Here is a 22900-nt window from a genome sequence, read left to right on the forward strand (position 1 = left end):
TCATCGGGGGCATGGACGTCACACTTCACCTCGCCCAGGACCCCGAGGCCGACGAGCTCCTCGGCCGCAGCCCGCTCGCCGCGCTGGTCGGCATGCTGCTCGACCAGCAAGTACCCATGGAGTGGGCGTTCAAGGGCCCGTCGACCATCGCCCGGCGCATGGGCGCGGAGGACCTGGACGCACACGACATCGCGGCCTACGACCCCGAGGCGTTCGCCGCCCTGCTCTCCGACAAGCCGGCCGTGCACCGCTACCCCGGCTCGATGGCGGGCCGCGTCCAGCAGCTGTGCCGGTACCTCGTCGAGAGCTACGACGGCGATGCCGAGGCCGTCTGGCGGGGCGTCCCCACCGGCAAGGAGCTGCTGAAGCGGCTCCAGGACCTGCCCGGCTTCGGCAAGCAGAAGGCCCAGATCTTCCTCGCCCTGCTCGGCAAGCAGCTCGGCGTCCAGCCGGAGGGCTGGCGCGAGGCCGCAGGCGCCTACGGCGAACCGAAGTCCTTCCGCTCCGTCGCCGACATCACCGGCCCGGAGTCGCTGACGAAGGTCCGCGCCCACAAACAGGAAATGAAGGCGGCGGCAAAGGCGGCGAAGACGGCGAAGACCTCCGGCAAGTAGCCGGCCCCGGACCCCGGCCGCGCCCTCTCGCACCGCCCCGTCAGCCCACTGGCCCGTCAGCCCACTGGCCCGGCCCGGCTGGCGACCCAGCCGAGCCCGCTCCCAGCATGGAGCATGACCGAGCCACCCAGCGGCAGCCCCGGCGGGCAGCCGTACGACGACCGCGGGGTCCACGCCCGGACCGGCCCCGGAACGCACACCCGGACCACCGGGCGACACCAGCACGAACCCGAGCCCGCCTTCGAGGGACCACTGCACCTCCTGTCCCGCGCCGCATGGCGGACCGTGCTGCTCACCGGGACCGCCTCTCTCGTCCTGGGCGTGCTGGTCCTGGTCTGGCCCGGCGCGTCACTGCTCGCCGCCGGTGTGCTCTTCGGCCTCTACCTCGTCGTCAGCGGCGTCCTCCAACTGGCCGCCGCTTTCGGCACGCACCGGACGACCTCGCTGCGGGTCCTCGCCTTCATCAGCGGCGCCGTGTCGATCCTGCTGGGCCTGTTCTGCTTCCGCGGCCCCTTGCAGTCGGTGCTGCTGCTCGCGCTGTGGATCGGCATCGGCTGGCTCTTCCGCGGCGTCACGCAGATCGTCGCCGCCGTCCACGACCCGGCGATGCCGGCGCGCGGCTGGCACATCTTCCTCGGCGGCGTCACCGTCGTCGCCGGCATCGTCCTGATCGACTCGCCGGTGGACTCGGCGGCCGTCCTCATGCTGGTCGGCGGCTGGTGGCTCGTCGCCGTCGGCGTGGTCGAGATCGTCACGTCCGTACGCCTGCGCGGCCGCGCCCGCCAGGTCCCGCAAGCCCTGTGAACCGCGCTACGCCGAGCGAGCGGTTCTCGCCCCGGCGCGAGAGACGGCGTACGACTGGCGGGGACACGACCTGACGTGGGCCCCGCACCGCACGCCGCCGCCACCGTCCGCGCCACGCGCGCCGGACACGCAGCGCATGCCGGACGCATAGCGCGCGCCGCGCATACAGCGCGGGCCGGACGTGCGGCACTCGCCGGAGACGCAGTGCGCGCCGGACGCGCAGCGTGCGCCGGACGCCGCGGTGCCTGCCTGTGGGCCCTGGTCCTGCTGCTCGCCCTGATCGTGCCCTGCGCCCACGCGACGGCCCAGACGGCCCAGACGACCCAGACAGCCCAGACAGCCCAGACAGCCCAGACGGCACCCGCCGCCCTGGTGGCCGGCGGCAGCGGAGGACTCGGCGGCGGGCTCGGCGCCGGCGGAGGAACCGGCGGCGGGCTCGGCGCCGGCGGAGGAACCGGCGGCAGCGGAGGAACCGGCGGCGGCCCGGGCGGCAGCGCCGGTGAGTACGACCACCTCGACACCGCCCTGCGCACACCGGCCCGCAGCGGCCGGCGCACCCTCGTGGTCCTGTCCGTCCCGCCGCCCCCGGCGCCCGGCCGCCACGTGCCCATCGACCGGGCCCTCGCACACCCCGTTCCGACCGGGCCGCCGCCCTCCCCGCGCGGCCCGCGCCCCGTGGTCCTGCGCTGCTGACGGGACCGGACCGGCGCCGGCCGCCCGGCCGCCTGCCCTCCGCACGCAACACGCAACGCGGAACACGCAACAACGGAAAACGGAACACGGAACGAGCGACGAGGAACGAGAAACGAGGAACCAGCCATGCTCAACGACCCCTACGCCGTCCTGCGCGCCCTCCTGCGCGCCGAGGCCGCCCGCCGCACCCCCAAGCCCGACACCGGCCGGCCGCAGGCCCCGAGCGAACCCCGGCCGTCGGCGCGGGAAGCGGGGCGTGACTGACGGAGCAGCCCGGGCGGCGGAGGCGGGTCCGGTGCCGCCTTCGCCGCCGACGGAACGCGCCTCACGGTCGCCCGCGCCTCGCCCCCTTCCCCTTTGCCCCTGTTTACCGCGTCATTTCCAGCGCCGTACTCCGGCGCCATGGCTGCGCCCGCAACGTCTGGGCCGGTAGGCTTTCCGTGTGATCTTCAAGCGCATCGGAAACGGCCGGCCGTACCCCGACCACGGCCGGGAGAGCACCCGGCAGTGGGCGGACGTCGCGCCGCGCCCGGTCCGCCTCGATCAGCTCGTGACGACCAAGGGCCAGCTCGACCTGGAGACGCTCCTGGCCGAGGACTCCACCTTCTACGGCGACCTCTTCGCACACGTCGTGAAGTGGCAGGGCGACCTGTACCTGGAGGACGGCCTGCACCGCGCGGTGCGCGCGGCGCTCCAGCAGCGCCAGGTGCTGCACGCCCGGGTCCTCGAACTCGACTGACCGGGACCCGCGATACCTTCGCGATACCTTCGCGGCACCTTCGCGGCACGTCCACGGTCGTCTCCGCGGCACCCGCACGGCACCTCTGCGCCACGCGCACGGCAGCTCCGCGGCACCCTCGCGGAAGAGCCCTCGTCCACCCGCGACGGCCGCGCCGACGCTTCGGGTTGGCCCTTTCGGGTTGCATTGCGCCGAACCGCGGAACGTCGACTGATCATCTAATAGGCATCGCCGCCCGAGCGCACTACGCTGCGCCCATGAGCATGCTCACTCCCCCTGGCATGGGCGGCCAGTACAAGATCACGGGGGACAAGTACCCGCGGATGCGACCGGCCCGACGACGCGGCCGACTGGCGGTCGCCGCCGTCGCCTCTGTCGCCGTGCTCGGAGTGCTCGGCTGGGGCACGATGCAGCTCATCGACGTCTTCACCGGCGGTGACAAGGCCTCCGCGGCCGGTGCCGGCACGGACTGCGGGGTCACGTCCGCGAAGGCGAGCGCCTCGCCCGCCGCCGTCGCCGTGCCCAAGCCGGCCCAGGTCACCGTCAACGTGCTCAACGCGACGACCCGCAGCGGCCTCGCGCAGAAGACCGCCGACGAGCTGAAGAAGCGCGGCTTCCGTATCGGCGACGTCGGCAACGCGCCCAAGGAGTACGACAAGAAGGTCGACGGCGCGGGCGTGCTGCTCGGCCCGGCCACCTCCCCGAAGACCTCGCTGCCCGTGCTCGGCACCCAGCTCCCCGGCGCCGAGCGCAGCACCGACGCGGCGCGCAAGGGCGCCGCCGTCGACCTGATCATCGGCGACGGCTTCAAGGGCCTCGCGAAGCAGGCGGACGCCGACGCGGCGCTGACGAAGCTGACGGCGCCGCAGCCGGCGTCCGCCGCGGAGAAGAAGAGCTGCTGAGCAGCCGTACGAGGGCGTGGAGCGCCCGGAGTGTGCGCTACTCGGCCGCCCCGTACATCCGGTCGCCCGCGTCGCCGAGACCCGGCACGATGTAGCCCTGGTCGTTGAGGCGTTCGTCGACCGAGGCCGTCACGACCGTCACCGGGGTGCCGGCCAGCTCTCGCTCCATGAGTTCGACGCCCTCGGGGGCGGCGAGCAGCACCACGGCCGTCACGTCGTCGGCACCGCGCTTGATCAGCTCCTGGATCGACGCGACCAGGGTGCCCCCGGTGGCCAGCATCGGGTCCAGGACGTACACCTGACGCCCGGAGAGGTCCTCCGGCATCCGGGTCGCGTACGTGGAGGCCTGCAGCGTCTCCTCGTTGCGGATCATGCCGAGGAAGCCGACCTCCGCGGTCGGCAGCAGCCGGACCATGCCGTCGAGCATGCCGAGGCCGGCCCGCAGGATCGGCACCACCAGCGGGCGCGGGTGGGAGAGCTTGACGCCGGTGGTCGGGCAGACCGGCGTGTGGATGTCGACCTGTTCGGTGCGCACGTCGCGCGTGGCCTCGTAGGCGAGCAGGGTGACCAGCTCGTCGGCGAGACGGCGGAAGGTCGCGGAGTCGGTGCGCTGGTCGCGCAGCGTGGTGAGCTTGTGGGCGACCAGGGGGTGGTCGACGACGTGGAGACGCATGTCCCCCACAGTAACCGGGCCCCGTGCGTTCACCGTCCCCCCGAGGGACCGGGCCCCGGCCACCCGAGGGACCGGGCCCCGGCCACGGCTCCACCCGTTCACCGGCGTCAAACCGCCCGACCGGGGGAAGGCGGGAGGGACGGACGCTGGGTGGTGAGACTGTGCCTGACCGGGACTTCCACGACACGCCGTCCCCTGGCGAGGAGCCGGGGACGCCGCGCGGGGCTGAGCGGTACACGGAACCGAGTACGGAGCTGGAGAGGGAGGCCGAGCGCCGTCGGCGGCGGACCCGGTTCCTGCGCGAACTGGCGGAGGCCAGGGAGCTGCGGGACCGCGTCCAGCCGCGCCGCGCCAAGGCCGCCCGGCTGCGCCACGCGATGCGCATGCGCACCTTCCGCTGGTGACTTCGCGGCCCGGCCGGGGAAGATCGCGCGCCGCGCCGGCGTTACGGCGACGGACGTACGCGGGCGGCGCGGGAATCCGCGTACGATCCGCACGTGGCTGCGACTAGTGCGCTGACGGGTGGCCGCCCGGGTAGGTACTCCCGGGACCCGGCCGTGACCGCCGGACACGAAACTGCCGGACACAGGGCGCCGAAGACGTCCCCTGAAGGCCTTGTTTCTGCCACGATTCCGAGTGGGTGGGGCTCGCAGCACCGTCCCCCGCCCGCAGCCTCCGCCGGGGGGACCCCCAACCGGCACGCCTATGACCAGTGGGAGAGTCACGGTGTACTTCGCCGCACTGCTCGCGCGCACCGAAGACGGGTGGGAAGCGAGCGACACGGAGCTCGACGATGTGGAGACCCTGTCGGATCTGGCCGACCTGGCCCGGGAAGCCTCTCCCGACGAGGACACGGTGCTCGTGCTGATCGAGCAGGAGGACGCGTGGTTCGGAGTCGTCCGGGTGGACGGCGAGGAGGACCCCCGTATCTACGTCTCGGACGCCGCCGCGGCCGCCCGCAGCAGCTACGGCGAGATCCTGCTCACCGACGAGCTGCTCGGCCGGGAGCCCGGTGCCGGCGACGACCTCGACGCCCTCGACCTCGACGGCACGGAGGACGGTGAGTCCGACGACGACGAGGACGAGGACGACGAGGAGAGCGGGGGCGGCGGCGACGCGGCCGCCGGTACGGGCGAGGCCGTGCCGCACGGACCGGTCGGAGACGCCGAGGTCCTGGACGACCTCGGCGTGAGCGAGAAGGAGCTGCGCTCGATGTCCGGGGACGCGGTCGGCGAGATCGCCGAGGCCCTGGGCGCCTCCGAGGTACTGGAGACCGTCCGCTGACCGTGCCGACCGAACATGACCGAGCGGCGGAACCGACGGACCGCTCCGTACCGCCCGACCAGGTGCGCGAGCCGGTACGCGACCCGGTGCAGCCCGATCCGGTGCAGCCCGATCCGGTGCAGCCCGATCCGGTGCGCGACCCGTGGCGGGCCGCGATGCGGCTCGCCCTGGCCGAGGCCGGGCGGGCCGAACAGGGCGGTGACGTCCCCGTCGGCGCCGTCGTACTGGCGCCGGACGGGCGGACCGTGCTGGCGGCCGGGCACAACGAACGCGAGGCCACCGGCGACCCGACGGCCCACGCCGAGGTCCTCGCGATCCGGCGGGCCGCCGCGCAGGCCGGCGAGTGGCGGCTGGCCGGCTGCACGCTCGTCGTCACCCTCGAGCCGTGCACGATGTGCGCGGGCGCCGTGGTGCAGTCCCGCGTGGACCGCGTCGTCTACGGCGCCCGCGACGACAAGGCGGGCGCGGCCGGCTCCCTGTGGGACGTCGTACGCGACCGGCGGCTCAACCACCGCCCCGAGGTGATCGAGGGCGTGCTCGCGGACGACTGCTCCCGCCTGCTCACGGACTTCTTCCGCGACCGCTGACCGGCACCGCCGGGGCGTCCGCAGGGCTCCGGATACCGATTTCAAACCATGCCGCACTGTGCTGTAAGGTCTCTCTCGGTAGCGTGTCCGAGCGGCCGAAGGAGCTCGCCTCGAAAGCGAGTGTGGCGCAAGTCACCGAGGGTTCAAATCCCTCCGCTACCGCTCTTGAAGGGCCCCGTCGAAAGACGGGGCCCTTCGTGCGATCATGAGCGACCGAAAGGCGTGCATCGGAGGGACAGGGGAGGCCGCGGTGGCGGTGAATGCGAAGAAGATCGCCGTCTACGTACTCGTGGTCTTCGTGCTGTACGTGATCATCACCGATCCGGCGAAGGCCGCCGACTACGTCCAGATAGGGTTCCAGGGCATCTCCGACGCCGCGAGCGCCGTCGGCGACTTCATGACCTGGGCCGCCAACGGAGGAGAGTGATGATCCGCCACCTGGTGCTGTTCAAGCTGAACGAGGGCGTGCGGCGCGACGACCCGCGCGTCGTGGAGGGCGTCGAGGCCTTCCGCGCGCTCGGCGACCGGATCGAGGAACTGCGCTTCTGGGAATGCGCCTGGAACATCAGCGACCGGCCCATCGCCTACGACTTCGCCATCAACTCGGCCGTGGACGACACCGACGCCCTCAGGCGCTACGTGGACCACCCGGCACACCAGGCGGGCGTCGCGCTGTGGCGTGAGTTCGCCACCTGGGTGATCGCCGACTACGAGTTCTAGCCCGGCCACGCCGCTCCGGCCACCTGTCCGGCCACCCTTCCGGCCCCGCACCCGCACGGTGCGGGGCCGCTTCGCGTTCGCGTCCGGACCCCTCCTTCATTCACTCAACACGACGTTATGAGGTGCTTGCACACAGTGCACATGTCTTGTGATGCTATGACCGCTTTTGACGGATGAGTTACGGAAGAGTTGACGGATCACGAGGTGGAGTTGACCGTGCCGGCCAGTACTGCGCCTCAAGCACCGCCCGCACAGCCCGCACAGCCCGTACCGCCCGCACAGGCCCAGGAGCCGCCCGCGCGGGAACAGACGCCGCAGCGGAGCCGGGGCGCCGACACCCGGGCCCTGACCCAGGTGCTCTTCGGCGAACTGAAGGGCCTCACGCCGGGCACACCGGAGCACGACCGGGTACGCGCGGCGCTCATCGAGGCCAACCTCCCGCTGGTGCGCTACGCCGCCGCCCGCTTCCGCTCCCGCAACGAGCCGATGGAGGACGTCGTCCAGGTCGGCACCATCGGACTCATCAACGCCATCGACCGGTTCGACCCGGAGCGCGGCGTGCAGTTCCCGACGTTCGCGATGCCGACCGTCGTCGGCGAGATCAAGCGCTACTTCCGCGACAACGTCCGCACGGTGCACGTACCGCGCCGGCTGCACGAGCTGTGGGTGCAGGTCAACAGCGCGACCGAGGACCTGACCACCGCCTTCGGACGCTCCCCGACGACCGCCGAGATCGCCGAGCGGCTGCGCATCTCCGAGGAGGAGGTGCTGTCCTGCATCGAGGCGGGACGGTCGTACCACGCCACCTCGCTGGAGGCCGCCCAGGAGGGAGACGGGCTCCCCGGGCTGCTCGACCGGCTCGGCTACGAGGACCCCGCCCTGGACGGCGTCGAGCACCGCGACCTGGTCCGGCACCTGCTCGTCCAGCTCCCGGAACGGGAACAGCGCATCCTGCTGCTGCGCTACTACAGCAACCTCACCCAGTCGCAGATCAGTGCGGAACTCGGCGTCTCCCAGATGCACGTCTCCCGGCTACTGGCCCGTAGCTTCCAGCGATTGAGGTCCTCGAACCGGATCGACGCGTAGTCTCTGCACACGGCCCCTCCGCATATCGAAAGCGCGTGCCAGGTATCACCGGGGCGAGCGAATCGCTCACCAGGGCCGTTGCGGGCGGAATCGGGCCGATAGACCGTCAGACCGCCTTTTTCCAGGGGGAATTCGCGTCTCGGATGTCGACATGTCACTACAGCGCGTTGCCGACATGTGACATTCTGCCGGAGACGCGTTTGCCGGAGCTTCGGCTCCGGTATTCAGGTGGAGGCTGCGTTCCCGGCATGGGAGCGTGCGCCGTGACCGTCCCGCGACCCAAAGGGGGTGGCATGTCCGCAGACCAGGGCAGCTCGAAGGTGCTCGCGCTCGCGGAGAGCGAGACCGCGCCCGACACGCTCGAGGCGCTCGGCCCCGTCGATGACGTCCAGGCCATCGAAGCCGTACCGACCCTCGACGCCGTGCCGGCCCAGGCCGTTCCGGCCACGGAGGCCATCGACACCCGCACCCTGTCCCGCTCCCTGTTCCTGCGGCTCGCCGCCCTCGACCAGGACAGCCCCGAGCGTGCCTACGTCCGGGACACCCTGATCGAGCTCAATCTCCCGCTGGTGCGCTACGCCGCCGCGCGCTTCCGCTCCCGCAACGAGCCGATGGAGGACATCGTCCAGGTCGGCACCATCGGCCTGATCAAGGCGATCGACCGCTTCGACTGCGAACGGGGCGTGGAGTTCCCGACGTTCGCGATGCCGACGGTGGTCGGGGAGATCAAGCGGTTCTTCCGCGACACCTCGTGGTCGGTGCGCGTCCCGCGCCGGCTCCAGGAGCTGCGCCTGGCCCTGACGAAGGCCAGCGACGAGCTCTCCCAGAAGCTGGACCGCTCCCCGACGGTCGGCGAGCTGGCCGCCGTGCTGGGCGTCTCCGAGGAGGACGTCGTCGACGGCCTCGCGGTCGGCAACGCGTACACCGCCTCCTCGCTGGACTCCCCGGCCCCGGAGGACGACGGCGGCGAGGGCTCCCTGGCGGACCGCCTGGGCTACGAGGACACGGCGCTGGAAGGTGTGGAGTACCGCGAGTCCCTCAAGCCGCTGCTGGCCAAACTGCCGCCCCGGGAGCGGCGGATCATCATGCTGCGCTTCTTCGCCAACATGACCCAGTCGCAGATCGGCGAGGAGGTCGGCATCTCGCAGATGCACGTCTCCCGGCTGCTGACCCGGACGCTGTCGCAGCTGCGCGAGGGCCTCATCTCCGACTAGGTCCCGCCACGGCAGACCGGCGGATCCGGCCTGCGGACCGGCCTACGGACAGACCCGCGGACCGGCCTACGGACCGGCCTACGGACCGGCCTACGGACAGACCCGCGGACCGGCCTACGACCGCCGCGGTACCTCGGGGGTGCCGCGGCGGTCGCCGTCGTATGCGCCTGTGCGGTGCCGGTCCCGTCCGGCGCCGGTGCTACTTCAGTGCCAGCCAGGCCACGGCCGCGACGATCACCACGGCGGCCACGATGCCGACGATCAGGCCGATACGGGGACCGGAGGAGGCGGCGGGGGCCGCCTGCCGGGACTGGGGGGCGTCGTCGACGAACGCGCGGAACATCTGGGTGCTGCCTGCGGGGTCGTGATTGCCCTGGGGACCCTGGTTGTTAGCCATGGGCCGAGACACTAGCGAATCCGCGGGAGCGGCCCAAGTGCGGGGCTCCCCAGCACCTTTGCCGCGGCTCGCCGCCCACCCGTCGCCCACCCGTCGCCCACCCGTCACCCAACCCGTCACCCACTCACCGCCGACCCCACGGCCATCACCTGCACGTTTACTATCGCAATACTTGCCTTTGCCAACTTTTTATGACCTGATGCCCGTTTTTATTTGCCTGTAGCAACCAACCGATCCTATGGTTGCCCTAAGCAACGAAAAACGGGAGGTGCGCATGGCCGAGAAGGCTCAGTACGAGGAGCTGATCCGCCAGTTCAGCGCCTTCGGCGCCGTGAAGCGGGAGATGGGACGGCTGCTGCCGGCCGACTGCCCCGGCGGATCCGCCGCCGTACTGACGCTGCTCGGCCGCCACGGGGACATGCGCATGAGCAAGCTCGCGGAGCTGCTCGCCGTGGACATGTCGGTGACCAGCCGCCACGTCGCACACGTCGCCGAGCGGGGCTGGATCGAACGCTCCCCCGACCCCGCGGACAAGCGCTCGCGCATCCTGCGCCTGACGTCCCGGGGCCAGGGCCGGCTCGACGAGATCGCCGAACGGACCACCCAGTTGCTCGCCCACCGGCTGAGCGACTGGTCCGACGACGAGGTCGGCCAGCTCTCCCGGCTCATGGCCCGCCTCAGGGCCAGCTTCGACGACTGCCGGGCCCCGGCGGCCCGGCCACCCGCACCGTCCGGGGACGAACGGCACCCGTCCGGGGACGAACGGCTCCCCTCCGGGGACGAACAGTCCACCCGTACACCCGCGATCACCACGTAAGCAAAGGAAGTCCATGGCAACGACCACACCAGCCGGTGTGCGGGCTCATGCCAAGCACGGGGGAGGCTCCAACGGAGACGCTCCGATGACGCACCGGCAGATCATGGAAGCGCTGTCCGGGCTGCTGCTCGGCATGTTCTGCGCCATCCTGTCCTCGACCATCGTCACCAACGCCCTGCCCGAGATCATCGGCGACCTCGGGGGCGGCCAGAGCGCCTACACCTGGGTCGTCACCGCCTCGCTGCTGACGATGACCGCCTCCACCCCCCTGTGGGGCAAGCTCGCGGACTTGGTCAGCAAGAAGGCCCTGGTTCAGATAGCCCTGGTCGTCTTCGTCATCGGCTCCGTCGTGGCCGGTCTGTCGCAGAACCCCGGGATGCTGATCACCGCGCGCGGCATCCAGGGCCTGGGCGCCGGCGGTCTGGCCGCTCTGGCGCAGATCATCATGGCCGCGATGATCTCCCCGCGTGAGCGCGGTCGCTACTCCGGCTACCTCGGCGCCACCTTTGCCGTCGCGACCGTCGGCGGTCCGCTGCTCGGCGGTGTCATCACCGACACCAGCTGGCTCGGCTGGCGCTGGTGCCTCTACGTCGGCGTTCCCTTCGCGCTCCTGGCGCTGGTCGTGCTGCAGAAGACGCTGCACCTGCCCGTGGTGAAGCGGAAGGTCAAGGTCGACTGGGCCGGCGCCTTCTTCGTCACCGCGGCCGTCTCCCTGCTGCTCGTATGGGTCACCTTCGCCGACGACAAGTACGCGTGGATGTCCTGGCAGACCGGCGCCATGGTCGGCGGCGCGATCGTGCTGACGCTGATCTTCCTCTTCGTCGAGTCGAAGGCCAGCGAGCCGATCATCCCGCTGCGCCTGTTCAGGAACCGCACCATCACGCTGGCCTCGCTGGCCTCGCTGTTCGTCGGTATCGCGATGTTCGCGGGCACCGTCTACTTCAGCCAGTACTTCCAGCTCGCCCGGGACAAGTCCCCCACCATGTCGGGCGTCATGACCATCCCGATGATCGGCGGCCTGTTCGTCTCGTCGACGGTCTCCGGCATCATCATCACCAAGACCGGCAGGTGGAAGCGCTGGCTGCTGGCCGGCGGCGTGCTGCTGACGGCGGGCCTGGGCCTGCTCGGCACGATGCGGTACGACACCCCGTACTGGCATGTCGGCATCTTCATGGCGCTGATGGGCCTCGGCGTCGGCATGATGATGCAGAACCTGGTCCTGTGCACGCAGAACCAGGTGGCGCCCAGCGACCTGGGCGCGGCCTCCTCCGTCGTGACCTTCTTCCGGTCCCTCGGCGGCGCGGTGGGCGTCTCGGTGCTCGGCTCCGTGATGTCCAGCCGGATCAGCCACTACGCCACCGACACCGTCGGGCAGCTCGCCCCCCAGGACCGGGCGGCGGCCGGCCAGGCCATGGGCTCCGGGCAGATCCCCGACATGGATCTGCTGCCCGCGCCCATCCGCACCTGGCTGGAGAGCGCGTACGGGCACGGCATCGCCGACATCTTCCTGTACGTCGCGCCGATCGCCCTGCTCGGCTTCCTGGTGACGCTGTTCATCAAGGAGGTCCCGCTGCGCACCTCGGGCGCCCTGGCCCAGGCGGCGGAGGCCGCCTCCGAGACCGCCTCCCCGGTGGCTCCGGCCCCGGCCGAGGCCACCCGGGTCGCCCCCGAGCCGGTTCCCGCCGGTGGGTCGGCGGCCGCGTCGGCGGCGCCCTCGGCCGGCTCGGCCACGTCGGCCGGCTCGGCCACCTCGGTCGCCGAGCCGGGTCCGCGGCCCGAGGCCACGCAGCGGCTCGCCGCCGTCGCCACGGCGACCGGCTCCGGTGGGCCGGGGGCGCCCGCCCCCGCCGGCATCGCGGTCCGCGGCTTCGTCCGCGGCGCCGAGTCCGCCCCGGTCCCGCAGGCCGCGGTCACGCTGATCTCGCTGGGCGGCCGGCAGCTGGGCCGCTCGGTCGCCCAGGCCGACGGCTCCTACGTCCTCGACGCGCCGAGCGCGGGATCGTACGTGCTGATCGCCTCCGCCGACGGCTTCCAGCCGCAGGCCTCGACGATCGTCGTCAACGACGAGCCGGTCGCGTACGACATCCTGCTCAGCGGCACCAGCGGGCTGAACGGCCTGGTCCGGGCCGTGGAGAGCGGGCTGCCGGTCAAGGACGCGATGGTGATCGTGACCGATGTGCGCGGGGACCTGCTGGCCACCGCCGCCACCGGCGAGGCGGGCGAGTTCTCCTTCGCCGAACTGGTGCCGGGCACGGTGACCGTCGCGGTCAACGCCGCCGGCTACCGGCCGCGCGCCCTGCCCGTCGAGGTCGGCGGCACCGGGACCACCCGCGTGGAGGTCGACCTCCAGGCCGGGGCACAGGTCCAGGGCGTCGTGCGGGCACCGCACGGTCCGCTGGCCGACGCCCGCGTCACGCTGGTCGACGCGGCGGGCAACGTGGTCGGCACGGCCACGACCGGCGCGGACGGGGCGTACGCCTTCACCGACCTGGACGCCGGTGAGTACACCGTCATCGCGACCGGCTACCCGCCGGTGGCGACTTCCCTGACGGTCGCCGGCCCGGGTGCCGACGGCCACGACATCGAGCTCGCCCACCCCGGCGAGTAGCGAGTCCCCGGCCCGTGGTGGCGTGCGCGCTCTGAGCGGAGGTGCGCCCGCCCACCACGGGCCGGCTTCTTCACGACCACTTTCTGAGCCTTTGCAGGGAGAAAACGGGATGGGACTGACCGCGAGGATCCGGACGCGGGACGGATGGGCCGTGTCGCACGCGGTCGTCACGGTGACCGACATGACCGGCACCCAGGTGCTGCGCGCCGAGGCGGACCCCGAGGGCGCCGTGCGGGATACCACCCCGCTGACGCCGGGGGCGTACACCGTCATCGTCGCGGCCGTCGGCTACGCGCCCGCGGCGTCCAGTGCGATCGTCACCGCGAGCGGCCGGGCCGAGGTCGGCACCGTGACGCTGGCCCGCCAGGGCGGCACCGAGCTGCCGCCGCCGGGGCCCTGGACGGTCGACCCGGCGCACTCCAGCGTGGCGGCCGTCGCCCAGCACCTGGGCATCTCCAGCGTGCACGGCCGGTTCACGGAGTTCTCCGGCACCGTCGAGATCGCGCCGGACGACGTCACCAAGTCCCGGGTGGAGGCGGTGATCCGGGCGGCCTCCATCGACACCGGCAACGGCATGCGCGACACCCACCTGCGCTCCGCCGACTTCCTGGACGTCGAACGGTTCCCGGAGATCACCTACCGCTCCACCGGCGTGACGCAGGCCGGCCAAGACCGCTGGACCGTCCACGGCGAGCTGGGCCTGCACGGTGTCGTCCGCCAGGTCGACCTGGACCTGGCCTACCTCGGCACCGGCGCCGACCCGTGGGGCGGCACCCGGGCGGCGTTCCGCGCGACGACGGAGCTGCGCCGCGAGGACTTCGCCATGAACTACAACCAGGTCCTCCAGGCGGGCATCGCCGCCATCGGTACGACGCTCAGGGTCGAGCTGGACATCCAGGCGGTCCAGGGCGAGTCACTGCCGGCCGCCTGAATCGCCGCCGGACACCCGGGCCACCAGCTCGCCGCACAGGTCCCGGAGCTTGACGTTCCGGTGCTGCGAGGCCCGGCGCAGCCGCTCGAGGGCCCGGTGCGCGTCGATCCGCTCCCGAGCCATGAGCATGCCGACCGCCTGGTCGATGACGCTGCGGGAGAGCAGGGCGGTGCGCACGTCGGCCGCCGACGCCTGCTGCCGCTCCAGGCGCAGGGCCTCGTTCACGGCGTCCGCGGCCCGCTCCGCGAAGGCGCGGGCCGCCTCGCGTCCCGCGGCCAGCGAATCCGGTTCGACGCCGTAGAAGTTGAGCGCGGCGCCGGTCTCGCCCGCGACGGCCAGCGGCAGCGCCAGCACACAGCGCACGCCGGTGGCCAGCGCGTACTCCGTGTACGCGGGCCAGCGGGTCTCCGTGGCCAGGTCCGGGGAGTACCGGGGGCTCTCCGTCTCGGCGGCGTCCACACAGGGGCCCGAGCCGTTCTCGTACTGCCGCAGATCCAGGCCGCTGGGCAGACCGGAGCTGCCCGCCAGGGTCATCAGCCGGTCGGCGCGGCGCACCGTGACCGAGCAGGCGACGGCCCCCGGCACCTGGCCGACCGCGCGGTCGGTCAGGTCGCGCAGCAGGGTGTCGAGGCCCTGGCTGCGCGCTATCGCACGATCGAGCGTGTCAGGTGTCTCCGAGGTCATGCCCGTACGGATATCCCGTCACCGCTCGCCCAAGCCTCGTCACTCCGCGGCCGGTGTTCACGACCCCGCGCCGGTGTTCGCGGCGACGATGCGGCGGGCGAGGTCGCGCAGCTTCACGTTCTCCCGCTGCGAGGCCTTCACCAGGGAGTCGAAGGCGCCGGCCGCGTCGATGTCCAGCCGCTCCATGAGGATGCCGGTGGCCTGGCCGATCAGGTCACGGGTGCGCATGGCCTCGGTGAGCTGCTCGCGCACGGTCGCCGAGTTCAGGGCGAGGGAGACGTGCGCGGTGAACAGCCGGCCGATACGGGTGGCGTCCTCGCCGAAGGCCTGCGGCTTGCGGGCGTACGCCGTCAGCACGGTCAGGCGGCGCCGGTCGGCGCGCAGCCGCAGAGACAGCGCGGAACGCAGACCGAGGTCGGAGAAGACGTTGCCGCCGCCGTCGGCCTCGCTGTCGTCTATCCGCACCACGGGCGTGCTCCACAGGCGCTCCCAGTCCGGGTGCGGTTCACGGCCGCCGCCGTGCCGGGACTCGGCGGGGAACCGTACGGCGTCGTCGGTCCAGGCCAGGGTGCGGAGCCGGCCGCCGCGCTGGATCTCCGAGATACCCGCGTGCTCCGCGCCGGGCAGCAGACGCACCGCCAGCTCGACCGCGGCGTTCATGGTGTCGTCCGCAGTGCCCGTCCCGTGCAGTTGCCGAGCCGCCGACGTCAGGGCTTCGGCCAGCTCGAAGCCCGCCGGAAAACGCGGCAAATCAGTAAATTCGGACGCAGCCACCACGAACCTCTTCGGCATGCGCGGCCAAACGGCCGTGCGCAGGAGAGCTCCGCAGCACATTCCCGACTGCGAGCACAGGACGAACAGCACTTTAGCTGCTTGGTTGCGAGCCGGTGACGCCCGGCCGAAGGACCGGCGGGCGCCTTCCCCACGCCGTCGGAGGCGTGGTGGAATGGGTGGCGGGTCAGGAAGCGGCCTCGACCGGAAGCCGGCTGACGTCTGTCAGGTGAGTGACGTGACCTTCCTCCCACAACCGTGCGAACCGTGCGATCCGCCCGGCTACGCCGTACTCGCGCTGCCCTGCGAGATCGACTTCTGCAACGCCGAGGGCCTGCTGCCCCTGATCATGGCCGCGGTGGACCACCACTCCGACGGCCTGCGCGTTCTCGTCCTCGACCTGACCGCGACCCGCTTCATGGACTCCCAGGGCGTCCGCCTCATCGACGAGGTACGCCGCCACGCCCACCGGCACACCCGTCTGCGGTTGGTGGCCGCCCCGGAGGGCGTACCGAGCCGCGTCCTGGAACTCTCCGGACTGCGCCGGGACGTGCCCGTGTACGACAACCTCGCGGAGGCGCTGGGTCCGGAGTGCGGGCCGGACGACGGGCCGGACAGCGGGCCGGACAGCGGGCCAGGCGAGGGGCCGGACAGCGGGCCGGACGACGAACGCGCCTCCTAGGCTGGTGGCATGACACCGAACATCGCGACGAACACCCGTGTGTCCCTGGCCGATCTGCTGGACTTCGTGCGCCCCCGGCACCGGGCGATCCTGCTGACCCGGCGAGCCGACGGCGGCCCACAGGGTTCGCCGCTGACCTGCGGGGTCGACGACTCCGGCCGGATCGTGGTCTCCACGTACCCCGAACGGGCCAAGACCCGCAACGCACACCGCGACCCGCGGGTCAGCCTCATCGTGCTCAGCGACGAGTGGAACGGCCCCTGGGTCCAGATCGACGGCACCGCGGAGGTCATCGGCTCCCCCGACTCCGTGGAGCCGCTCGTGGAGTACTACCGCAACATCGCGGGCGAGCACCCCGACTGGGACGAGTACCGGCGGGCCATGGTGGAGCAGGGCAAATCGATCATTCGAGTGACACCGGAGAAGTGGGGGCCGGTGGCGACAGGGGGCTTCCCGGCGCGACTGACGGCGGACGACTGACCCGGGAACTCTGGACCGGCCACAGGGCCAGGCACGGGACGCGGCACAGGACCGGCCACAGAACCAGGCACAGGACCGGCCACGAGACCACGCGCAGGACCGGCCACGGGCCCCGCCGCAGGACCGGTCACCCTCGCTCGACCATCGCCTCGATGCCCGCCACGAGCAGGTCCAGCGCGAACTCGAAGTCCCGGTCCAGCATCTCCCCGACCGTGTCGCCGCCGCGGGCCGACATGATCTCCCGGGACTCCTGGATCACGTCCGCGGTGTCCGGCGACTCGGCCACCGCGCTCATGGCGGCCTGGAAGTAGTCGTCCACGCTCAGGCCGCTGTCCGCCGCCCGGGCCAGGAAGTGGCCCTCGATGGTGCCGTAGCCGTAGACGAACTGGAAGACGGCGGAGATGGCTCCGGTCAATCGGTGCGCGGGCAGACCGCTGCGGCGCATGACGCCCTGCACCGCCCGGGAGAAGGCCAGCGAGTGGGGCCCGATGTTGAGGTAGGTGCCGGTCAGCTGGGACAGCCAGGGGTGGCGCACCAGCAGCCTGCGGTTCTCCCGGGCCAGCGTGCGCAGCTGCCCGCGCCAGTCCTCGCCGGTCTCCGGGGCGGGGTGGCGCAGCTCGCCGAAGACGGCGTCCAGGGCGAGTTCGAGCAGCTCGTCCTTGGTGTCGACGTACCAGTAGACGGACATCGCGGTGACGTCCAGCTCGGCGGCCAGACGGCGCATGGAGAACCCGGCCAGGCCCTCCGCGTCCAGCAGCCGGACGGTGGCCTCGGTGATCCGCTCCCGGTCCAGCCCGGACGGCTGCCCACCGCGCCGCCCGCTCCGACGGCCCTCGCCCGCCAGCCAAACACTGGCCCGCGGCCCCTGCCGCCCCTCCTTCGCCATGCGCACCTACCTCGGTATCTCGATTGCCGGTCATGCCTGACGCCCCCGAAAGGGGCACGGGCCGCATCGACGTGCGCTCCGCCGCCGGGGCGCGACCAGCCACGGACGGCACGCACTCACGCGGCGGCGCGATCCCTGCGGGCTTCAGCCGCCCGCCTTCTCCGCTCTGCGCAACAACACCGCCGCGACGACTCCGCCGAGCAGCACGGCCACCGCTCCCACCAACTGACTGCTCTCCAGACCGGAGGAGAACGCGTCGATCACCCGATCCCGCTCCGCCTCACCCTCCGCCGAAGCCAGCGCCGCCGGCAACGAGGCCGCCGACACCGGCACCAGCGCCGCGAACCGGGAGTTCAGCACCGCGCCCAGCACGGCCACGCCCAGCCCGTTGCCGAACTCCGCCAACGTACCGTTGATGCCCGCGCCGACCCCCGCCTTGGCCGGCGGAATCGCGCTCATGATCGCGTGTGCCATGGCCGGGTTGCCGAGCGCGCAGCCCACGCCGATCAGCAGCAGGCCCAGCAGCGTGCCGGCGTAGCCCCCGCCGGTGAGCGTGGCGATGGCCACCAGGCCCGCCGACATCAGCACCATGCTGAGCAGCACCGCCACCGGCGTGCCCAGCCTGTCCAGCCACTTCGCCGCCACCCCGGAGAAGTTCAGCACCACCACCGTCATGGCCAGGGGCGCGGTCGCCACCCCCGCCTCCAGCGGGCCGTACCCGAGCACGAACTGCAGGTGCTGGGTGAGCAGGAAGAGCGCACCGCCCATGCCGAAGGTGATCAGCGTGAGTCCGGCGACCGCTCCCGTGAACCGCTGGTTGCGGAAGAAGGCGAGGTCGAGCATGGGATACGGGATACGGCTCTCCCAGTACGCGAAGAGGGCGAGCACGCCGACCGCCACGGCCGCCGTGGCCGTCACCCGGGCGGACGTCCAGCCGTACTCGGGGCCGGAGATGATCGCGTAGACCAGCGCGGTCATGCCTATCGTGGAGAGTACGGCGCCGAGCAGGTCGGGGCGGTCGCCCTGGCGGTTCTTCGACTCCGGGACCAGGGTCACGACCGCGACCAGACCGAGCGCCACGACCGGCAGGTTGATCAGGAAGATCGCGCCCCACCAGAAGTGGTCCAGCACGAAACCGCCGATCAACGGCCCGCAGGCGAAGCCGAGTGCGCTCACCGCGCTCCAGATGCCGATCGCCTTCGCGTGTTCCGCGGGCGCGAAGATCTGCATGACCACGGCGAGCGTGGTGGTCAGCAGCAGCGCGCCGCCGACGCCCATCCCGGCCCGCGCCGCGATCAACTGCCCGGTGCTCTCCGCGAGACCCGCCGCCAGCGAGCCCAGGCCGAACAGGGCGAGGCCCGCGGTCAGCATCTTCTTGCGGCCGTACCGGTCGGCCGCGCTGCCCGCGGTGAGCAGCAGGCCGGACTGCACCAGCGAGTATGCGTTGATCATCCACTGGATGTCCGAGGTGGCCGCGCCCAGCTCGTCGGTGAGCGAGGGGATGGCCACGTTCAGCACGGTGTTGTCCAGCACCACGGTCAGCTGGGCGAGGCTGATGACGCCGAGGATCAGCCAGCGCTGCGGGTGGCCCTGGACCGTGGGGGCGGCTTTCCGTTCCCGGGAGGACGTCGTCATGCTGTACAGCGTATAGGGGCCCTATACGCTGTACAGCGCGGGGGCGTGCGGCCGGTCAGTCCGTCGGCTGCGTGAGGTCGTAGAGGGTGGCCGAACCGGCCGTGACCTCCTTGAAGTTGGCCTCGACCCACGACGTGATCTGCGACGAGGTGCCGGAGTCGCCGCCCATGCCGCCCGTGCCCGCGCCCCCGACGAAGTAGTGGATCCTTCCGTCCGCCACGTACTCCTTGAACTGGGCCAGGGTCGGTGACGGGTCGGTGCCGTTGAAGCCGCCGATCGCCATCACCGGCTCGCCGGTGCCGAGCTGGTAGCTCGCGGCGTTCTGCGCGCCGATCGCGGCGCCGGCCCAGGTGTACCGGTCGGCGTCGGCCTCCAGCAGCTTCTTGGCCTCGGCGCCGACCTGGGCGCCGTTGAGCAGACCGCCCATGCCGGCGCCTCCGCCCGCGCGACCGCCGCCCTCGCCGGTCTGGCCGTTCGGGGCCGTCTGGCCGTTCGGGGCCGTCTGGCCGTTCCGGCCCGGTGCGCCCTGGGGGAATCCGCCGGTGCCGGGCCCGCCCTGCCCCTGGCTCTGGCCCTGGCCCTGGCCCTGGCCGGGTGCGTTCCCGCCGCCGGGGAAGCCGCCGCCCCCGGGGCCACCGCCTTGGCCGCCGCCTCCCGGGCCGCCCATCACGCTCGCGCCGGACGGACCGGCCGTGACGATGGAACCGCTGTGCCCCTCTCGCAAGGTGCTCACCGTGTACGCGGTGGGCGCGGCCAGCGACGCGGCGAGGCCCAGCCCCGCCACCGCGAGCGCGGTCCGGCGCCCCAGCCGCCCGGCGAAGACGAAGCCGAGCGCGGCGGCCAGGCCGCCGACGAGGACCAGCCACTTCAGCCAGGGCAGGTAATCGGGCGTGCGGTTGAGCAGGACGTACCCCCAGGCCGCGGTCGCCGTGACGGCGGCGGCGAGGGCGAGGGACGCCCAGATCCGCTCGCGCCGCTCCCACAGCGTCGCCGCTCCCATGCCGACCACGGCGGCCAGGTAGGGCGCGAGGGCCACCGTGTAGTACTGGTGGAAGATGCCCGCCATGTAGCTGAAGACGGCCATCGTCATCAGCAGCGAGCCGCCCCAGACGAGGAGGGACGCGCGAGCCGTGTCGGTACGCCCGCCGCGCCGCGTGGCGACCAGTCCCGCGACGAGCAGGACGAGAGCGGCCGGGAGCAGCCAGGAGATCTGGCCGCCGATCTCGGAGTTGAACATCCGGTCCCAGCCGGTCTCGCCCCACTGCCCGCCACCACCGCCCATGCCACCGCCCATGCCACCGCCACCGCCACCGCCGCCTCCGACGCTGCCGGTCTCCTCGCCGTTGAGGCGGCCGAGGCCGTTGTAGCCGAAGGTGAGCTCCAGGAAGCTGTTGTTCTGCGAACCGCCGATGTACGGGCGCGACGACGCCGGCCACAGCTCCACGACCGCGACCCACCAGCCGCCGGAGACGACGATCGCGGCGGTCGCCAGTGCCAGCTGCCCCAGCCGCCTCTTCAGCCGCACCGGCGCGCAGACGCCGTAGACGAGGGCCAGGGCGGGCAGGATCAGGAAGGCCTGGAGGGTCTTCGCCAGGAAGGCGAGGCCGATCGCGACGCCCGCCCACACCAGCCACTTGGTCCGGCCGTCCTCGAGCGCGCGGACGACGAGGTAGCAGGCTACGGACATCAGCAGCGCCAGCAGCGCGTCCGGGTTGTTGAAGCGGAACATCAGCGCCGCGACCGGCGTCAGAGCCAGCACGGCACCGGCGATCAGCCCGGCCGCCGGATGGAACCGTCGGCGTACGGCCGCGTACACGACGGCGACCGTCGCGACGCCCATCAGCACCTCGGGGACGAGGACCGACCACGAGTTCAGCCCGAAGATCCGCACCGCCAGCGCCATCGGCCACAGCGCGGCCGGGGGCTTGTCGACGGTGATGGCATTGGCGGCGTCGAGCGAGCCGAAGAAGAACGCCTTCCAGGACTGACTGCCCGCCTGCGCGGCGGCCGAGTAGAAGGAGTTGGCGTAGCCCGAGGCGCTCAGGTTGCAGAGGTAGAGCAGGGCGGTGGCCGGCAGCAGACCGAGGAAGGCCGGGCGCGCCCAGCGGGGGTCCTCGGGCCGGCCCCGCCACAGTCCGCGCAGGCGGGACTGCCGTGTCCGCGCGGGCACGGGCGCGGGCGGCGGCGGTCCCCCGTCCTTCGGGGGACGTGTGTCCCCCGCTTGCGTCGGCCGGTCGTCATACGTCGTCATCGTCCGTCCCTCGGGTCGGTGTCGGCGTGTGGCACCGGTGGCACCGGCTGCAGGCGCAACGTGGCGGGATCGCGGGTGCGGTCGGGATACGGGAGCCGTGGCTCAGCCGTGTACGCGGTGGGCGGCATGTCCGCTGCGGGCGACGCGTCCGCAGCGGGCGACGCGTCCGCAGCGGGCGGCGCGTCCGCTGCGGGCGGCGCGTCCGGGAACACCCAGGCGCGGAAGAGCAGGAAGCGCAGCACGGTGGCCGCGAGGTTGGCGGCGATCAGCACCGCCAGCTCGGTCGAGTGGTCCGGGTCCGCGCTCGCCGCGTGCAGGGCGGCGAGCGAGCCGCTGGTCAGCGCGAGACCGATGCCGAAGACGACCAGCCCCTGCGCCTGGTGCCGCACGGCACCGCCCCGGCCTCGCACGGCGAAGGTCAGCCGCCGGTTGGCGGCGGTGTTGGCGACCGCCGAGACCAGCAGGGCGAGCGCGTTGGCGAGCTGCGCGCCGGCGAGGACGCGGAAGCCGCTGTAGAGCAGCAGGTAGCAGAGGGTGGACAGGGCTCCGACGACGCAGAAGCCGACGAGCTGCCGGGCCAGCCCCTGCGGTACGCCGGCCAGGTCCCGGTCGCGCGGGTCGTCACCGAAGGGCCGGGCCAGCCGGTCCAGCGGCAGCGAACCGGTGGCCAGGGCCTTGCCCACCCGCCACACGCCCTTGAGGTCGTCGGTCGCCGTCCGCACGATGTGCACGGTCGAGTCCGGGTCGTCGACCCAGTCGACCGGCACCTCGTGGATCCGGCACCCGGCGCGTTCGGCGAGCACCAGCATCTCGGTGTCGAAGAACCAGCCGGTGTCCTCCACCAGCGGCAGCAGCACCTGGGCCACGTCCCGGCGGATCGCCTTGAAGCCGCACTGGGCGTCGGAGAAGCGGGCCTGGAGGGAGCCGCGCAGGATGAGGTTGTAGGAGCGGGAGAAGAACTCCCGCTTGGCGCCGCGCACCACCCGGGAGCTACGGTCGAGCCGGGAGCCGATCGCGAGGTCCGAGTGACCGGATATCAGCGGGGCCACCAGTGGCAGCAGCGCGTTCAGGTCGGTGGACAGGTCGACGTCCATGTAGGCGAGGACGGGGGCGTCGGAGGCCGACCAGACGGCCCGCAGGGCCCGGCCGCGCCCCTTCTGCTCCAGCCGGAAGGACGTGACCTCGGCGATCTCCGCCGCCAGGCGTGCCGCGACGTGCGGGGTGGCGTCCGTGGAGGCGTTGTCCGCGACCGTGATGCGGAAGGCGTACGGAAACGTCCGCGTCAGGTGATCGTGCAGTCTCAGGACGCACGGCCGGAGGTCCTTCTCCTCGTTGTAGACGGGGATCACTACGTCCAGGACAGGCGTACCGGCTCCTGCGGCCGGGAGATGCTCCCGCGCCGGCAGGGAGCCGGGAGAAGAGTCGGTTCGCATGGGACCGAC

At 72.3% G+C, this 22900-nt stretch carries 26 protein-coding genes and 1 tRNA gene; 19 read left to right on the forward strand and 8 right to left on the reverse strand.

From position 1 onward, the window contains the following. The first annotated feature begins 11 nt into the window (after positions 1-11). The 6 genes from ACZ4V1_RS10580 (at position 12) to ACZ4V1_RS10605 (ending at position 3752) form a co-directional block, all read left to right on the forward strand. Positions 12-614 carry an HhH-GPD-type base excision DNA repair protein gene (locus tag ACZ4V1_RS10580; RefSeq protein ID WP_468332499.1) on the forward strand — a complete coding sequence of 201 codons (603 nt, stop codon included), beginning with the start codon at positions 12-14 and terminating at the stop codon, positions 612-614. A 114-nt stretch (positions 615-728) separates the two neighbouring features. After that, positions 729-1418, forward strand: a complete 690-nt coding sequence (locus tag ACZ4V1_RS10585; RefSeq protein WP_468332501.1) for an HdeD family acid-resistance protein — start codon at positions 729-731, stop codon at positions 1416-1418. A 204-nt stretch (positions 1419-1622) separates the two neighbouring features. Beyond that, complete coding sequence (locus ACZ4V1_RS10590; protein ID WP_468332503.1) at positions 1623-2111, forward strand: hypothetical protein; 489 nt, start codon at positions 1623-1625, stop codon at positions 2109-2111. A 126-nt stretch (positions 2112-2237) separates the two neighbouring features. Beyond that, positions 2238-2375 carry a hypothetical protein gene (locus tag ACZ4V1_RS10595; RefSeq protein WP_468332505.1) on the forward strand — a complete coding sequence of 46 codons (138 nt, stop codon included), beginning with the start codon at positions 2238-2240 and terminating at the stop codon, positions 2373-2375. Between the two features lie 178 nt (positions 2376-2553). Continuing rightward, positions 2554-2850, forward strand: a complete 297-nt coding sequence (locus ACZ4V1_RS10600; RefSeq protein WP_003999914.1) for a type II toxin-antitoxin system VapB family antitoxin — start codon at positions 2554-2556, stop codon at positions 2848-2850. 281 nt (positions 2851-3131) lie between these two features. Next, complete coding sequence (locus ACZ4V1_RS10605) at positions 3132-3752, forward strand: LytR C-terminal domain-containing protein (RefSeq protein ID WP_468333497.1); 621 nt, start codon at positions 3132-3134, stop codon at positions 3750-3752. 37 nt (positions 3753-3789) lie between these two features. On the opposite strand, the gene upp is transcribed toward ACZ4V1_RS10605, so the two are convergent. Beyond that, on the reverse strand, positions 3790-4425 hold the full coding sequence (upp, locus tag ACZ4V1_RS10610) for a uracil phosphoribosyltransferase (protein WP_468332507.1): 636 nt from the start codon (positions 4423-4425) through the stop codon (positions 3790-3792). Between the two features lie 161 nt (positions 4426-4586). Between upp and ACZ4V1_RS10615 the strand changes: the two genes are divergently transcribed. From ACZ4V1_RS10615 to ACZ4V1_RS10650, 8 genes are all read left to right on the forward strand, one after another. Further along, the gene (locus ACZ4V1_RS10615; RefSeq protein ID WP_468332509.1) at positions 4587-4829 is read left to right on the forward strand and encodes a hypothetical protein; all 243 of its coding nucleotides are present in this window, start codon (positions 4587-4589) and stop codon (positions 4827-4829) included. Between the two features lie 322 nt (positions 4830-5151). Further along, a complete protein-coding gene (locus ACZ4V1_RS10620) occupies positions 5152-5709 on the forward strand; it encodes a tRNA adenosine deaminase-associated protein (RefSeq protein WP_468333500.1) in 558 nt (185 codons plus the stop codon). Between the two features lie 155 nt (positions 5710-5864). After that, positions 5865-6296, forward strand: a complete 432-nt coding sequence (tadA, locus tag ACZ4V1_RS10625) for a tRNA adenosine(34) deaminase TadA (RefSeq protein ID WP_468333503.1) — start codon at positions 5865-5867, stop codon at positions 6294-6296. Between the two features lie 77 nt (positions 6297-6373). After that, positions 6374-6458 (forward strand) — tRNA-Ser (locus ACZ4V1_RS10630). 88 nt (positions 6459-6546) lie between these two features. Further along, on the forward strand, positions 6547-6723 hold the full coding sequence (locus ACZ4V1_RS10635; protein ID WP_468332512.1) for a hypothetical protein: 177 nt from the start codon (positions 6547-6549) through the stop codon (positions 6721-6723). Then, positions 6723-7016, forward strand: coding sequence for a Dabb family protein (locus tag ACZ4V1_RS10640; protein ID WP_468332515.1), 294 nt, complete (start codon positions 6723-6725; stop codon positions 7014-7016). Before ACZ4V1_RS10635 ends, ACZ4V1_RS10640 begins: the two co-directional genes overlap by 1 nt. 216 nt (positions 7017-7232) lie before the next feature. Next, positions 7233-8102, forward strand: a complete 870-nt coding sequence (locus ACZ4V1_RS10645; protein WP_468332518.1) for an RNA polymerase sigma factor SigF — start codon at positions 7233-7235, stop codon at positions 8100-8102. Positions 8103-8395: 293 nt separating this feature from the next. Then, a complete protein-coding gene (locus ACZ4V1_RS10650; protein WP_468332521.1) occupies positions 8396-9316 on the forward strand; it encodes an RNA polymerase sigma factor SigF in 921 nt (306 codons plus the stop codon). 199 nt (positions 9317-9515) lie between these two features. Here ACZ4V1_RS10650 and ACZ4V1_RS10655 read toward each other — a convergent pair whose 3' ends face one another. Continuing rightward, the gene (locus ACZ4V1_RS10655; protein WP_468332524.1) at positions 9516-9713 is read right to left on the reverse strand and encodes a hypothetical protein; all 198 of its coding nucleotides are present in this window, start codon (positions 9711-9713) and stop codon (positions 9516-9518) included. A 274-nt stretch (positions 9714-9987) separates the two neighbouring features. Between ACZ4V1_RS10655 and ACZ4V1_RS10660 the strand changes: the two genes are divergently transcribed. From ACZ4V1_RS10660 to ACZ4V1_RS10670, 3 genes are all read left to right on the forward strand, one after another. Next, positions 9988-10530 carry a MarR family winged helix-turn-helix transcriptional regulator gene (locus tag ACZ4V1_RS10660; RefSeq protein WP_468332527.1) on the forward strand — a complete coding sequence of 181 codons (543 nt, stop codon included), beginning with the start codon at positions 9988-9990 and terminating at the stop codon, positions 10528-10530. Positions 10531-10615: 85 nt separating this feature from the next. Continuing rightward, entirely contained in the window at positions 10616-13138 is a 2523-nt protein-coding gene (locus tag ACZ4V1_RS10665; RefSeq protein ID WP_468332531.1) for an MFS transporter, read from the forward strand. Positions 13139-13247: 109 nt separating this feature from the next. Beyond that, positions 13248-14069 carry a YceI family protein gene (locus ACZ4V1_RS10670; RefSeq protein ID WP_468332534.1) on the forward strand — a complete coding sequence of 274 codons (822 nt, stop codon included), beginning with the start codon at positions 13248-13250 and terminating at the stop codon, positions 14067-14069. Here ACZ4V1_RS10670 and ACZ4V1_RS10675 read toward each other — a convergent pair. Continuing rightward, positions 14052-14753 (reverse strand): GAF and ANTAR domain-containing protein, encoded by a 702-nt coding sequence (locus tag ACZ4V1_RS10675; protein ID WP_468332537.1) that lies wholly within the window; start codon positions 14751-14753, stop codon positions 14052-14054. The genes ACZ4V1_RS10670 and ACZ4V1_RS10675 overlap by 18 nt on opposite strands. A 57-nt stretch (positions 14754-14810) precedes the next feature. Continuing rightward, the gene (locus tag ACZ4V1_RS10680) at positions 14811-15545 is read right to left on the reverse strand and encodes an ANTAR domain-containing protein (RefSeq protein ID WP_468333506.1); all 735 of its coding nucleotides are present in this window, start codon (positions 15543-15545) and stop codon (positions 14811-14813) included. A gap of 217 nt (positions 15546-15762) precedes the next feature. On the opposite strand from ACZ4V1_RS10680, the gene ACZ4V1_RS10685 reads away from it, so the two are divergent. Further along, positions 15763-16206 (forward strand): STAS domain-containing protein, encoded by a 444-nt coding sequence (locus tag ACZ4V1_RS10685; RefSeq protein ID WP_468332540.1) that lies wholly within the window; start codon positions 15763-15765, stop codon positions 16204-16206. 9 nt (positions 16207-16215) lie between these two features. Next, positions 16216-16686 carry a PPOX class F420-dependent oxidoreductase gene (locus ACZ4V1_RS10690; RefSeq protein ID WP_468332543.1) on the forward strand — a complete coding sequence of 157 codons (471 nt, stop codon included), beginning with the start codon at positions 16216-16218 and terminating at the stop codon, positions 16684-16686. A 127-nt stretch (positions 16687-16813) separates the two neighbouring features. Here ACZ4V1_RS10690 and ACZ4V1_RS10695 read toward each other — a convergent pair whose 3' ends face one another. The 4 genes from ACZ4V1_RS10695 to ACZ4V1_RS10710 form a co-directional block, all read right to left on the reverse strand. Continuing rightward, positions 16814-17572 (reverse strand): TetR/AcrR family transcriptional regulator, encoded by a 759-nt coding sequence (locus tag ACZ4V1_RS10695; RefSeq protein WP_468332546.1) that lies wholly within the window; start codon positions 17570-17572, stop codon positions 16814-16816. A 144-nt stretch (positions 17573-17716) separates the two neighbouring features. Beyond that, the gene (locus ACZ4V1_RS10700) at positions 17717-19207 is read right to left on the reverse strand and encodes an MFS transporter (RefSeq protein WP_468332551.1); all 1491 of its coding nucleotides are present in this window, start codon (positions 19205-19207) and stop codon (positions 17717-17719) included. 55 nt (positions 19208-19262) lie between these two features. Further along, positions 19263-21458 (reverse strand): ArnT family glycosyltransferase, encoded by a 2196-nt coding sequence (locus tag ACZ4V1_RS10705; protein WP_468332554.1) that lies wholly within the window; start codon positions 21456-21458, stop codon positions 19263-19265. Next, positions 21455-22891, reverse strand: coding sequence for a bifunctional glycosyltransferase family 2/GtrA family protein (locus ACZ4V1_RS10710; RefSeq protein WP_468332557.1), 1437 nt, complete (start codon positions 22889-22891; stop codon positions 21455-21457). Before ACZ4V1_RS10710 ends, ACZ4V1_RS10705 begins: the two co-directional genes overlap by 4 nt. Positions 22892-22900 lie beyond the last annotated feature (9 nt).

The organism is Streptomyces sp. NPDC028991 (genome assembly GCF_055564775.1).